The sequence below is a fragment of the Kluyvera intermedia genome, assembly GCF_021440345.1.
GTDB classification, from domain to species: Bacteria; Pseudomonadota; Gammaproteobacteria; order Enterobacterales; family Enterobacteriaceae; genus Kluyvera; species Kluyvera intermedia_A.
The window spans coordinates 41,217-54,719 of the sequence record NZ_JAKCNS010000034.1 but is presented as its reverse complement, the minus strand read 5'-3'; the positions used below and the strand labels follow the sequence as shown (position 1 = coordinate 54,719).

Sequence of the window (13,503 nt, the reverse complement as noted above, 5' to 3'; positions counted from 1 at the left end):
CAGGAGTAATAGAGCCATGCCAAAACGTACAGACATAAAAAGTATCCTGATTCTGGGCGCGGGCCCGATTGTTATCGGTCAGGCGTGTGAGTTTGACTACTCCGGTGCCCAGGCGTGTAAAGCGCTGCGTGAAGAGGGTTACCGCGTCATTCTGGTGAACTCCAACCCAGCGACCATCATGACCGACCCGGAAATGGCCGATGCGACCTATATCGAGCCGATTCACTGGGAAGTGGTACGCAAAATCATTGAGAAAGAGCGTCCAGACGCCGTGCTGCCAACCATGGGCGGCCAGACCGCACTGAACTGTGCGCTGGAGCTGGAACGTCAGGGTGTGCTGGAAGAATTCGGCGTCACCATGATTGGTGCGACCGCTGACGCAATTGATAAAGCCGAAGACCGCCGCCGTTTCGACGTGGCGATGAAGAAAATCGGCCTCGACACCGCGCGTTCCGGTATTGCACACACCATGGAAGAAGCGCTGGCGGTTGCCGCTGACGTGGGCTATCCGTGCATCATCCGTCCAAGCTTCACCATGGGCGGCACCGGCGGCGGTATCGCCTACAACCGCGAAGAGTTCGAAGAAATTTGCGAACGCGGTCTGGATCTGTCCCCAACCAAAGAGCTGCTGATTGATGAGTCGCTGATTGGCTGGAAAGAGTACGAGATGGAAGTGGTGCGTGATAAAAACGACAACTGCATCATCGTCTGCTCTATCGAAAACTTCGACGCCATGGGCATCCATACCGGTGACTCCATCACCGTAGCGCCAGCCCAGACGCTGACCGACAAAGAATACCAAATCATGCGTAACGCCTCGATGGCGGTACTGCGTGAAATCGGCGTTGAGACCGGCGGCTCCAACGTCCAGTTCTCGGTAAACCCGAAAGACGGTCGCCTGATCGTTATCGAAATGAACCCGCGTGTATCCCGCTCTTCGGCGCTGGCTTCTAAAGCCACCGGCTTCCCGATTGCCAAAGTAGCGGCGAAACTGGCGGTGGGTTACACCCTTGACGAACTGATGAACGACATCACCGGCGGCCGCACTCCGGCCTCCTTCGAGCCGTCCATCGACTACGTTGTGACCAAGATTCCTCGCTTCAACTTCGAGAAATTTGCCGGTGCTAATGACCGTCTGACCACCCAGATGAAATCTGTCGGTGAAGTGATGGCGATTGGCCGTACTCAGCAGGAATCCCTGCAGAAAGCGCTGCGCGGCCTGGAAGTCGGCGCAACGGGCTTCGACCCGAAAGTCAGCCTCGACGACCCGGAAGCGCTGACCAAAATTCGCCGCGAACTGAAAGACGCGGGTGCCGAGCGTATCTGGTACATCGCCGATGCCTTCCGTGCTGGCCTGTCCGTCGATGGTGTCTTCAACCTGACCAACATCGACCGCTGGTTCCTGGTGCAGATTGAAGAGCTGGTTCGTCTGGAAGAGAAAGTGGCTGAAGTCGGTATCACCGGCCTCAACGCTGATTTCCTGCGCCACCTGAAACGTAAAGGCTTTGCCGATGCGCGTCTGGCTAAACTGGCTGGCGTCCGCGAAGCGGAAGTCCGCAAACTGCGTGACCAGTATGACCTGCACCCGGTCTACAAGCGCGTCGATACCTGTGCGGCAGAGTTCGCCACCGACACCGCCTACATGTACTCCACCTATGAAGATGAGTGTGAGTCCAACCCGTCCGTTGACCGCGATAAAATCATGGTTCTCGGCGGCGGCCCGAACCGTATCGGCCAGGGTATTGAATTCGACTACTGCTGCGTCCACGCCTCGCTGGCGCTGCGCGAAGACGGTTACGAGACCATCATGGTCAACTGTAACCCGGAAACCGTTTCTACCGACTACGACACTTCTGACCGTCTGTACTTTGAGCCGGTGACGCTGGAAGACGTACTGGAAATCGTGCGTATCGAGAAGCCGAAGGGCGTTATCGTGCAGTACGGCGGCCAGACTCCGCTGAAGCTGGCGCGTGCGCTGGAAGCCGCTGGCGTACCGGTTATCGGTACCAGCCCGGATGCTATCGACCGTGCAGAAGACCGCGAGCGCTTCCAGCATGCGGTTGACCGTCTGAAGCTGAAACAGCCGGCCAACGCCACCGTCACCGCCATCGAAATGGCAGTCGAGAAAGCGAAAGATATCGGCTATCCGCTGGTGGTTCGCCCGTCCTACGTACTCGGCGGTCGCGCGATGGAAATCGTCTACGATGAAGTCGACCTGCGTCGCTACTTCCAGACCGCCGTCAGCGTCTCTAACGATGCGCCGGTGCTGCTGGACCGCTTCCTTGACGACGCCATTGAAGTCGATGTCGACGCAATCTGCGACGGCGAAATGGTGCTGATTGGCGGCATCATGGAGCACATCGAGCAGGCAGGCGTCCACTCCGGTGACTCCGCGTGTTCTCTGCCAGCCTACACGCTGAGCCAGGAAATCCAGGACGTGATGCGCCAGCAGGTACAGAAACTGGCCTTCGAACTGCAGGTTCGCGGTCTGATGAACGTGCAGTTTGCGGTGAAAGACAACGAAGTCTACCTGATTGAAGTCAACCCACGTGCGGCACGTACCGTACCGTTCGTCTCTAAAGCGACCGGTGTACCGCTGGCGAAAGTGGCAGCGCGCGTGATGGCAGGCCAGACGCTGGCACAGCAGGGCGTCACCAAAGAAATCATCCCACCGTACTACTCGGTGAAAGAAGTGGTGCTGCCGTTCAACAAATTCCCGGGCGTTGACCCGCTGTTAGGGCCTGAAATGCGCTCTACCGGGGAAGTGATGGGCGTCGGTCGTACCTTCGCAGAAGCGTTCGCTAAGGCACAGTTGGGCAGTAGCTCAACCATGAAAAAACAGGGCCGTGCGCTGCTCTCCGTTCGCGAAGGCGACAAAGAGCGCGTGGTTGACCTGGCCGCTAAGCTGCTGAAACAGGGCTTCGAGCTGGATGCAACTCACGGTACCGCAGTCGTGCTGGGTGAAGCGGGTATCAACCCACGTCTGGTTAACAAGGTGCATGAAGGTCGTCCGCACATTCAGGACCGTATCAAGAATGGCGAATACACCTACATCATCAACACTACCGCGGGCCGCCAGGCAATTCAGGATTCCAAGCTGATTCGCCGCAGCGCGCTGCAGTACAAGGTGCATTACGACACCACCCTGAACGGCGGCTTTGCCACCGCGATGGCACTGAATGCCGATGCGACTGAAAAAGTGACTTCGGTTCAGGAAATGCATGCGCAAATTAAGAAGTAAGCGTAAGGCATAAAAAAACGCCGGGCATTTGCCCGGCGTTTTTGTTTTGTAGGTCTGATGAGCTTTCGTTTTCAAGTATGTCACCCGGCAGCACTTAACCGAGCCGGGCGACGGGTTTATTGTTCCGTGGCTGGCATTGCGGCGGCGGTCTGCTGCGACTTGCTGGCCTGCTCTTCACGGTATTTCAGGTTATCCCAGATGCGGAAGAACGGGTAATACATCACCAGCGAGATGCCGAGGTTGACGATTTGCAGTACCGACCCGGAGATATGACCGCCGGTTGCCAGGTATCCACTGACCACAATTGGCGTCGTAAACGGTAGGGCGATCCCGGCTGGTTTCGCCACCAGACCGGTGGTCATCGCCACGTAGGAGACAATCACCAGCACCACCGGGGTCAGAATAAACGGCACCACCAGGTACGGGTTCATCACGATAGGAATACCGAATACCATCGGCTCACTGATGTTAAACAGGCTGCCCGGCGCGGCAATTTTACCGAGCTGCTTCATCTGCACGCTGCGGCTGCGCAGAATCATGAAAATCACCAACCCTAACAGCGCCCCGGTGCCGCCCGGCGCAATCCATAAATCGTAAAACTGCTGGGTAATAATGTGTGGGATCGGCAGACCGTTCTGGAACGCTTCCAGGTTCTCGGACATATTGCTCAACCAGACCGGGCGGATAAACACCAGCACGATGGTGTCGCCGTGCAGGCCCAGCATCCACAAAATACCAATCAGCAGCACCGAGATAATCATCCCCGGCAGCGAACCGCCGACGTGGCTCATTGGGATTCCGACCAGTTCGGTGATCATGGTATTGATATCGCCAAACGGCGTGGCTTCAACCAGCAGGCGCAGCGCCAGCACCACCGCCAGCACGCAAAAGCCGGGGATCAGCGCAAGGAAGGATTTCGCCACCGCCGGAGGGACGCCTTCCGGCATACGGATAACCAGATTACGGTCGTTCACGAAACGGTAAATTTCCGTGGAAAGTAGGGCAATCAGGATGGCAACGAACAGCCCCTGGCTGCCAATCTGCCCCATCGGCATCACCCCTTTCACCAACTGCGCCACATCGCTGCCCGCAGGCGTAAACATGATGTGCTGTGGAATGGTCATCACGAAGGCCACCAGAGATACGGCCCCGGCGGTCAGCGGATCAAGGGTGCGGTACTTCTCCGCCAGACGGTAGGCGATACCGAAACTGGAGATAAGCGCCATGATGTCGTAGGTCGCCTTCACCGGATAGAGGACTTTCTCCTGCCACGTTGGGCCGAAAAGTTCGCTCATCAGTTGGCCGTAACCGGGGACCGGCAAATAGGCGAAGATCAGGAAAAATGAGCCTATCAACATAAACGGCATGTTGAGGATGATACCGTCACGTACTGACAGCACGTGCTTTTGTCCGGCAATTTTAAGCGCGGTCGGCAAAACGTATTTATCAATTATCGACTTATTCACAGACACCCCCTGCCCGGAGCAGACGTTGCCGACCGGGTTTTATTGTTTTAGTTATTGTTTGCCGAACTGCGGCAGCCACGCTTTGTTGATACGTAACACCTCGTCGACCAGCGCCGTCGCCAGATTGACGTCGGCCACTAATGGGTTGGCAACCAGCGCCAGTAGCGCTTTATCTTTGTCGCCGTGCACCGCCGCGTCGATGGTCAGACGCTCAAAATCTTTCACCTGCTGCGTCAGGCCGTTCATCAGCGGCGGCAGTTTGCCAAAGGCCAGCGGATGCGCGCCGAGCGCGTCAATCAGACAGTTGGTTTCAATCACCGCATCGTCCGGCAGCCCCTGAATGGCGCCGTTGTTGGCGGTGTTGACCACCATTTCAACGCCGAGGTTGTTATGCAGGGCGTTAATCAACTGGACCGCCACTTCGGAATAGAAGGAACCGCCGCGCTGGCTCAGCTCTTCGGGTTTCTTATCCAGATGCGGATCGGCGTACAGTTTGAACAGCGACGCTTCCACCTTCATCACCTGCTCGGCGCGGGTGCCTTTGCTGTCGGCATCCGCCAGCTCATCTTCCAGCATGGTGCGGGTTTGCCAGAAGTAACGATGATAAGGGCAGGGAATCGCGCGCAGCGCCCGCAGCAGCGACGGCGGCCAGGGGATTGCTTTGATGTTATTCATCGACAGCTGCTCGCCGTCGCACAGCATCTCAATCACTTCGTCGGTCGCGTCGCGGCCGCCTGCCAGTACTTTATGTACCCAAACCATATGATTCAGGCCGGCAAAGCGCAGCGATACCTCGTCATAAGGCAGCTTCAGCATGTCGGCAATCATGTGATGTATGGTGACCGGCACGTTGCACAGACCAATAATTTTGGCGTTGCTGTGGCGTGAAACCGCTTCGGTGACTATCCCGGCGGGATTGGTGAAGTTGATTATCCACGCGTCCGGGGCCAGGCGTTCAACGCGCTCGGCAATATCCAGCATCACCGGGATGGTGCGCAGCGCTTTAGCGAAACCGCCGACGCCGGTGGTCTCTTGCCCCAGCAGCTTATGGCTTAAGCCCAGTCGTTCATCGGCCGCGCGAGCGGGTAGCTGGCCGACGCGCAGCTGGGTGAGGACAAACTGGGAGCCTTCAATAGCGCTATCTGCATCGAAATGGACTGAGACTTTCACCGACTCCAGCCCGCTTCTGTCGAGCATACGACGGGCGAGGGCGGCGATGATCTCGACCTTCTGACGCCCCGCGTCGACGTCAACCAGCGCCAGTTCCGCCATGGGTAGGGAGGCATGGCGCGTAATTAATCCTTCAATCAATTCCGGGGTATAGCTGCTTCCCCCACCAATAACGGTAATTTTCATCACTTTCTCCACGGCCTTAGGCCATCAGCTGGATCGCTTTGTCGAGGACGCGATCGCCGCGCATCGTGCCGTAATCCATCATGTCGATAACCGCCACCGGTTTACCAAGCGGTGCGGAAATCTCGCTTAGGCGAGCCAATTCAAACTGCACCTGTGGGCCAAGCAGCACTACATCCGCCTGAGCAAGCTGCTGCTCAATTTCGGCGACCGGGTAGGCGTTGATCTCTACCGCCAGCGAACGCTTCTCGGCTTCGGCGCGCATCTTCTGCACCAGCATGCTGGTGGACATCCCGGCGGCGCAGCACAACATGATTTTTTTCATTACAACATTCCCCTCGTTTGAAAACATATTTCATACATTAGCGGTTTTGCTGAGGATGCATGAAAATTATTTTCATGGGTGTGATCGACGTTAAAATATTGAGTAAGCCTATGGAGAAGGGCTAAAAATGTGATCCTTCACAAATGAAATGAATATTTCAGGATCTCTTTTCGCACAGAAGCCGCGTAGACGATCGAATGAATTGAAAAATAATTTCAATAAATTATGATGTTTTTCATGAGCAGAAAAGAATCTGCTGACAAGAGGACACTCTGGTTATGGACATTGTTTATCAGCTGGTGAATGGGGTCTCCGGGCTGCCGGCGCAGGAATCTCGTCTGGCGCGTTTTTTCCTCGACAATTTTGCCCAAATCCCTGAAGCGACTATTGAAGAACTGGCGGCCAAAGCGGGCGTGAGTCCGGCGACGTTGCAGCATTTCTCGCGCAGTATCGGCTGTAGCGATATCAACGATTTTATCGGCCAGGTGCGTCGGCAGCAGCAGGTTAACAGCCGTGCGCTGCCGGCCGCACCGAGGCTGGGCGATGCTGCGTGGGTCGATCCCGGTACGCTGCAAAAGCTGGCGAAAAATGCCGGGGTGAGCAGCGATATTCTCGAACGCTTTTCCCATTCGATTGGCCGGGAAAGCAGCGACGATATTCTGGGGCAAATCCGCCAGCGGCTGCATGATTTCAGCCAGCAGGAGTCGCGCGTCGCGCAGATGATCCTCGACGATGTGTCATTTGCAGCTTCCGCCACGATAGATCAGCTGGCGACCGCTGCTGGAGTCAGTCCGGCGACGATCACTCGCTTTGCGCGCGCGGCGGGCTGTGACGATATTCGCGATCTGCGCATGAAGCTGGCGCAGGCCAGCACGCCGGTAAGCGGCGGGGATATGCCCGGGCCGTGGCGGGAAACGCTCAATCATATTCAGCAATCGCTTAATACCCAGCTCTGCGAGCTGTCCCCGGCAGCGGTTGAACGGGCGGCGAGCGTGATAAAACAGGCGAAGGGGCGGCATATTTTCAGCGCCAGTACCGCGGATGCGCCGTTTGCCAATCTGTTGCAGTATCGGCTGCTCACCCAAGGCTATCCGGCCAATGTGTGCGTGGATCCGGCGCTGATGGGGATTACTGCGTCAATGCTGGGGGCCGGGCAGGTACTGGTGGTGTTTGCTGCCAGCTCGCCCGGCAGCGCGCTTATCGCCGCCGTTCATCAGGCGCGTTGGGCGGGAGCGGAGATCGTGGTCATTGGAGAATCGCAAGGCGCATTGGCGCATGAGCAAAATATCTCGCTGCCGCTTAACGATCCGCGCTACGGCTCGCTGCTGGTGATTGATCTGCTTTGCGACGGGATTGATAAAAAATAGAAGGATCGAGCCTCACGCGCATCGCGTGAGGCCGCTTATCAGAACGCAGTTTCCAGCGTTTCCAGCACGTTGTAGCTATCGTCAATCAGCAGCAACGCTTTCCATTTGTCGAAGGTCAGGCAGGGATGCGAGGTGCTGAATACCAAAATATCACCGACCTTCACATCGGCCTCCGCAGTCAGTTTTAACATTGCGTGTTGATCCATAATGCCGGTGGTTTCGATACTTTTCGCTGCCAGTTCTCGAGGTTTTCCTGCGCGATAATGGGCGATTGGCTGCGGTAATCCGGCGTCAAAAGCGCTGTCGCGCTTGCCAAAGTTGACGATTGCCCGACCGTTTTCCGGCACCGATTGCACCATTGCCACCAGTTCCAGCGCCGAAACTAGACAGCCGCCGAGATCGCAGGCGGTCCGATCGCGGGCGACAATCGCGTCCTGCGCCTCCAGATAGATACCGGCATCGTGGGTGATATAGCATCCCGGACGGATGACTATTCGGCAGTTGGCCGGTTTCGCCGTCTCCAGCCAGACGTTACACACCACGTCATACCACACCGATCCGGCGCCGGTCAGAATAAACTCGCCTTCGACGTAGCGCTCAAGCTGACAGGCCAGCGCTGCGGCCTCGCGCAGCAGCGCTTCAACTTTTGGCTGCGGGTTATCGCCGTGCAGCACTCCTTCGTACAGCTCCAGCCCCCGCTGGCGTAGCGCCGGGAGGTGCGAGATCTCTTGCGCCAGTGTCAGCGCCTGCTCCGTCGTGCGGCAGCCGCAGCGTCCGCCCGGAACGCCCAGTTCCAGCAGAATATCCAGCGTTTGGTTTTTGCCCGCGAAGAAGGCCGAAAGCGTGCGGGCATTCTCAATGCTATCAACGCAGCATAGGTAATCGACCTGCGGATATTGCGTTTTCAGCTCGGAGATAAGCTGCATATTGGCCTTGCCGACCAGCTGATTAACCATCAATACGCGCTGAATACCGCTGGTCATCGCCACGCTGGCTTGCCAGGCGCTACCGACGCCAATCGCCCAGGCGCCGGCCTGCTGTTGCTGCTGGAAGATCCACGGCGTCATGGTTGTTTTGCCATGCGGCGCGAGCGATACGCCGCGCGCGTCGGCATAACGTTGCATCCACTGAATATTGTTATCTAACGCCGATTTTTTGATGACCGCTGCCGGCAGGCATACGTCTTCATTGAGAATGTTGGCAGGGGTAAACAGTGGGGCGGATTTATGAGGGACGAGGAAGCCGTTCTGGTATTTCATAACATAATTCCTTAGAGGTTGTATTTTATATCATGAGTCGTTTCAGATTTAACTTTATGTAAATAATCGAAATTTTTAATTTTTATTGTTGTTAGTGAATTAAAGTATCATTATTCAAGTCTTGTTTTGCGTAGTCTTTCACTGTTTTCTGCGCTTGTAAATGGTCAACTTTGGGCCAGGAAACGACAGGGGTAATGAAGAGATGCAGTTTGATTATCTGTTCCGCAACGTCACGGTTATCGACGGCAGCGGCGGCCCGCAGTATCGCGGCGATGTGGCGGTAAAAGGCGATCGCATTGTTGAGATAGCGCCTGCCATCCACGGCCCGGCCCAGCATGAAATTGACGGTACCGGGCGAGTGCTAGCGCCGGGATTTATCGACGTTCACACCCACGATGATATCAACGTTATCCGCATGCCTGAGTACCTGCCGAAAATCAGCCAGGGGGTGACCACCGTTATTGTCGGTAACTGCGGCATTAGCGCGGCAGCGGCGAGCATGAAAGGTGAAGTCCCCGATCCGATGAACCTGCTGGGTGAAGCCGGGCATTTTATCTACCCCACGGTCGATGCCTACGCTGAAGCGGTCACTCAGGCGCGGCCCGCGGTGAACGTCGGAACGCTTATTGGCCACACCGCGCTGCGTAATAATCATATGGACTCTCTATTCCGCGCTGCTAACGAGGCGGAGATTCAGGCCATGCGGGAACAACTGCGCCTGGCCTTGCAGCAAGGGGCGTTAGGGCTGAGTACCGGGCTGGCCTATGCTTCCGCCTTCCAGTCAACCACCGAAGAGGTGATGGCGCTGACGCAGGAGCTGGCGGCGGGGAACGGCATTTACACCACCCATTTACGCTCTGAGTTTGAACCGATTCTTGAAGCCCTGGATGAGGCATTCCGCGTCGGGCGTCATGCGAAGGTTCCGGTGGTGGTTTCACACCACAAATGCGCCGGGGCGCAAAACTGGGGGCGGACGGTGGAGACGCTGGCGCTGTTTGATAAGGTGCGTGAGCAGCAGGATGTTGCTTGCGACTGCTATCCGTATTCCGCCAGCTCCTCGACGCTGGACATGAAACAAATTACCGCTGATTTCGACATCGTCATCACCTGGTCAACTCCGCATCCAGAAATGGCCGGGCAAACCTTAAAGCAGATTGCCGATAGCTGGTCGCTGAGTCTGGAAGAGGCCGGTAAGCGCCTGATGCCTGCCGGGGCCATCTACTACAACATGGATGAAAAAGACGTGCAGCGGGTGTTGCGCTACCCGCTGACCATGGTCGGTTCCGATGGATTACCCAACGATCCGATGCCGCATCCGCGCCTGTGGGGCGCTTTCCCACGTGTGCTGGGACACTACAGCCGCGATGAGCAACTTTTCCCGCTGACCGAGGCGGTGCACAAGATGACCGGCATGTCGGCGGCGCGTTTCCAGCTTGCCGACCGCGGGCTGGTAAAATGCGGTTATTTCGCCGATCTGGTGCTGTTTGATCCGCAAACTGTCCGCGATGTTGCTAGTTTCAGCGACCCACAGCAGCCTGCTGCCGGTATCGAAGCGGTGATGGTCAACGGCGTGATGAGCTATGGTCAGGCTAACAATGTTATCGGGCGTGCCGGGCGATTCCTGCGCCGGTAGGCCACAACACTTAAGGAGCAACAATGAGCATTAAACGTTATGGCGTGGGCGGCAGTACCGGCACCGGCGGGCAGTCGCTGCCGTTTGCGAAAGCGGTAGAGGCGGGCGGCTGGCTGTATGTGTCCGGGCAAACGCCGATGAAAGACGGCGAGGTGGTTGAAGGCGGTATTATCGAACAGTCGCGTCTGGCGATTCAAAACTGCGTGGACATCATGCAGGATGCCGGTTACACGCTGGCTGACGTAGTGCACGTTAAGGTCTACCTGACCGACGCGCGCTACTTCCAGTCGTTCAACAAAGTGTTCCGCGAGTTCTTTGCCGATCATCCGCCGGCCCGCGTTTGCTGCGTGGCGGATCTGGTGGTGGACTGTAAGGTCGAGGTTGATTTGACCTGTTACAACGCGGAGCGCGCGAAGTAACAGGGGCGAGCCTGGGTGGGGGGGAAAACCGTCGTGCTCCCGACGGCACTAAGCGGTTCCCTCTCCCCGAGGGGAGAGGGCTAGGGGGGAAGCGCTAATCTCCCAGCGGTTGCCGGTCAATCCCGCCGCGGTGGCTATCCAGCGCCAGCTTGATTCGGCGCAGACGGTTTTTAGTCTGCGTCTTATTCACCATCGCCAGTTCCGTTGCCAGCACGTCTACCATGGCTAGCATGGCGTAACGCGAGGTGCTCGGCTTAAAGATATAATCGTTTTCACGCACGACAAGCGGCAGCACCACATCGGCGTTGTTTGCCAGCGGCGTATCGGCGGGGGTAATCGCAATTACCTTTGCACCGTACTGGCGGGCAATCGCCGCGCTTTCCACCACTTCTTGCGTATAGCCGCCGAGCGATAGCGCCAGCACCACGTCATTGGATGCCACCGATGAACACATCATGCGCACCAGCAAGCCATCACTTTGGCTCACCACCGGCAACCCTAAGCGGAACAGGCGAAACTGAACTTCCTGCGCGCAGATCGTCGATCCGCCGCCCATCCCGATAGCAAGGATTTGCCGCGCGCCGCTTAACCATTCGACGGCGTTTTTCAGCGATTCAGGATTGAGTGCCCGGCGATTGATCTCCAGCACGTTGATGATCGTCTCATAGATCCCCTGTACCCCTTCAAGATCCGGGACATCGAGGATAAAGCGCTGTCCTACCGCCAGCGACTGCGCCAGCTTGACCTTCAACTCACGCACGTCTTTGCAGCCAATGGCTCGCGCAAAGCGGGTGATTGACGCCTGGCTGGTCTGGGTCAGGCGCGCCATTTCGGCGATGGGTAACGTGGTCGCGGCCTGAACGTCGTCGAGAATAAACTGCGCGATGCGCTTCTCGGTGGCGGTCAGTTCGACAAAGCGGTCGGTAATGCAGGAAATGATGTCGATGGAAACGGACATGGTAAGCCCCTGAAAATAAATAGCCGGTACTTTGTACCATAGAAACCAGGCGCTGTGGGAAACGGTCATCCGCATTGTTGGGACAGCGCTCAAGGATCAACGCTTCGGAGTGTTCTGGTTTCGCTCACGCTTTTTAGCCACTACCCTAAAATGGTTAGTGTGATAACGAATTTGGGCTGAAAAGCAAGAGGGAAACATGACCAACTATAAGCGATTGACCGTAGCGATTCTTACCGCGGGTGCACTCTTTACCGTGGCCGGGTGTTCTTCCAACCAGACGTTAAAAACCACCGATGGCAAAACGATTGTGACCGACGGTAAACCTCAGGTGGATGATGATACCGGCCTGGTATCGTACAAAAATGCTGAGACGGGTAAAACTGAGCAGATTAACCGCGATCAGGTTAAGGAAATGAACGAGCTCGATAATTAAACACTGATGTGGCCCCGTAATATGCCGTACGGGGCCTGCGCATCATGCTTAGAGCAGCGCGCTATCGATTTTGACGATAATCTTACGCAGCGGCGCTCCCGCACCCAGGCTCGCCATCGGGCGATGAAGCTCGCCCGGGAACAGAATCGCAATCTCTTCCGCATGCAGGTGAATCAGCGTTTCGCTGCTGATTTGGGTACAAAAACCGATATCGTGCGCCTGGTTAAACTCACCGTCGGCGATAATCTCCAGCCCATTATTTCCTGCACCAATGATCTCCTCACCCGCCAGCACGATATGAATATCAATGTACTGCCGATGGTATTCCGGACGCTGTTCGGCAAGCGGTTTGGTTTCGCCCTCTACCACGTTAAAGAACAGGTTATCCCCTTCAACGATGTATTTTCCCGGCGGCAGCGAGTGCGGCTCCTGCTGGATAACGGCGCGCAGCGCTTTACGGATAACCGCAGGATAGAACGCGTTTTTCTCCGCGTGGATCAGTGTGTCGATAATCATGCCGGAACTCCCTGTGCGGGTTGAGGGGCTAAAAGGGTTAACGAGCGGGCGACAATAGTGGAAACATCGGTTGAAACATCGACCGGCTGAATATCCGGCTCGCTGGCATCTGGCGCTTCCAGTGCGGCAAACTGGCTACGCAGCAGCGCCTCCGGCATAAAGTGGCCTTTACGCGCCTGCATACGCTGCAAAATACAGTCGTAATCACCGGTCAGCCACAGAAAACGTAAACGCGGGTTACCTTCGCGCAGCTGGTCGCGATAGCGTTTTTTCAGCGCCGAGCAAACCAGTACGCCGGACTCATTTTTTTGCCCGAGACTAAAAATAACGTCGCCAATGCGCTCCAGCCACGGCTGGCGGTCGCTGTCTTCCAGCGGTTGGCCGGAAGCCATCTTGATGATGTTTTGGCGCGGGTGCAGATCGTCACCGTCGATAAATTTCGCGCCCAGCGCCTGCGATAGCGCCAGTCCAACGGTGGTTTTTCCGGTGCCGGAAACGCCCATTAAAATAATGCATTGCCCTGCCATGAGTGG

The 13,503-nt window shown here is 56.7% G+C and carries 12 protein-coding genes; 5 read left to right on the top strand and 7 right to left on the bottom strand.

Annotated elements, in window-relative coordinates:
• The first annotated feature begins 16 nt into the window (after positions 1–16).
• Positions 17–3,241: a carbamoyl-phosphate synthase large subunit gene (gene carB, locus LZ634_RS10535; RefSeq protein ID WP_234504756.1), complete on the top strand. Its 3,225-nt coding sequence runs from the start codon at positions 17–19 to the stop codon at positions 3,239–3,241.
• Between the two features lie 116 nt (positions 3,242–3,357).
• On the opposite strand, the gene celB is transcribed toward carB, so the two are convergent.
• The 3 genes from celB to LZ634_RS10520 are packed head-to-tail and all read right to left on the bottom strand — an operon-like array spanning position 3,358 to position 6,385.
• Positions 3,358–4,707 carry a PTS cellobiose transporter subunit IIC gene (gene celB / locus LZ634_RS10530; RefSeq protein ID WP_061282987.1) on the bottom strand — a complete coding sequence of 450 codons (1,350 nt, stop codon included), beginning with the start codon at positions 4,705–4,707 and terminating at the stop codon, positions 3,358–3,360.
• A 51-nt stretch (positions 4,708–4,758) separates the two neighbouring features.
• Positions 4,759–6,063, bottom strand: coding sequence for a 6-phospho-beta-glucosidase (locus LZ634_RS10525; RefSeq protein ID WP_234504754.1), 1,305 nt, complete (start codon positions 6,061–6,063; stop codon positions 4,759–4,761).
• 16 nt (positions 6,064–6,079) lie between these two features.
• A complete protein-coding gene (locus LZ634_RS10520; protein ID WP_061282985.1) occupies positions 6,080–6,385 on the bottom strand; it encodes a PTS sugar transporter subunit IIB in 306 nt (101 codons plus the stop codon).
• Positions 6,386–6,663: 278 nt separating this feature from the next.
• Here LZ634_RS10520 and LZ634_RS10515 point away from each other — a divergent pair, with 278 nt between their 5' ends.
• Complete coding sequence (locus LZ634_RS10515; RefSeq protein WP_234504751.1) at positions 6,664–7,752, top strand: MurR/RpiR family transcriptional regulator; 1,089 nt, start codon at positions 6,664–6,666, stop codon at positions 7,750–7,752.
• A gap of 38 nt (positions 7,753–7,790) precedes the next feature.
• On the opposite strand, the gene LZ634_RS10510 is transcribed toward LZ634_RS10515, so the two are convergent.
• Positions 7,791–9,011: an amino acid deaminase gene (locus LZ634_RS10510; RefSeq protein ID WP_234504748.1), complete on the bottom strand. Its 1,221-nt coding sequence runs from the start codon at positions 9,009–9,011 to the stop codon at positions 7,791–7,793.
• 202 nt (positions 9,012–9,213) lie between these two features.
• Here LZ634_RS10510 and LZ634_RS10505 point away from each other — a divergent pair, with 202 nt between their 5' ends.
• Together LZ634_RS10505 and LZ634_RS10500 are read left to right on the top strand one after the other, a co-directional pair.
• Positions 9,214–10,644, top strand: coding sequence for an N-acyl-D-amino-acid deacylase family protein (locus tag LZ634_RS10505; RefSeq protein WP_234504745.1), 1,431 nt, complete (start codon positions 9,214–9,216; stop codon positions 10,642–10,644).
• A gap of 23 nt (positions 10,645–10,667) precedes the next feature.
• On the top strand, positions 10,668–11,063 hold the full coding sequence (locus LZ634_RS10500; protein WP_234504742.1) for a RidA family protein: 396 nt from the start codon (positions 10,668–10,670) through the stop codon (positions 11,061–11,063).
• A gap of 94 nt (positions 11,064–11,157) precedes the next feature.
• Here LZ634_RS10500 and LZ634_RS10495 read toward each other — a convergent pair whose 3' ends face one another.
• Complete coding sequence (locus LZ634_RS10495) at positions 11,158–12,021, bottom strand: MurR/RpiR family transcriptional regulator (RefSeq protein ID WP_234504739.1); 864 nt, start codon at positions 12,019–12,021, stop codon at positions 11,158–11,160.
• A 196-nt stretch (positions 12,022–12,217) separates the two neighbouring features.
• Here LZ634_RS10495 and LZ634_RS10490 point away from each other — a divergent pair, with 196 nt between their 5' ends.
• A complete protein-coding gene (locus LZ634_RS10490) occupies positions 12,218–12,454 on the top strand; it encodes a YgdI/YgdR family lipoprotein (protein WP_234504736.1) in 237 nt (78 codons plus the stop codon).
• 48 nt (positions 12,455–12,502) lie between these two features.
• Here the strand turns inward: LZ634_RS10490 and LZ634_RS10485 are convergent, their stop codons facing one another.
• Together LZ634_RS10485 and LZ634_RS10480 are read right to left on the bottom strand one after the other, a co-directional pair.
• On the bottom strand, positions 12,503–12,970 hold the full coding sequence (locus LZ634_RS10485; protein WP_234504734.1) for a YhcH/YjgK/YiaL family protein: 468 nt from the start codon (positions 12,968–12,970) through the stop codon (positions 12,503–12,505).
• Entirely contained in the window at positions 12,967–13,497 is a 531-nt protein-coding gene (locus tag LZ634_RS10480; protein WP_234504732.1) for a gluconokinase, read from the bottom strand. Before LZ634_RS10480 ends, LZ634_RS10485 begins: the two co-directional genes overlap by 4 nt.
• Positions 13,498–13,503 lie beyond the last annotated feature (6 nt).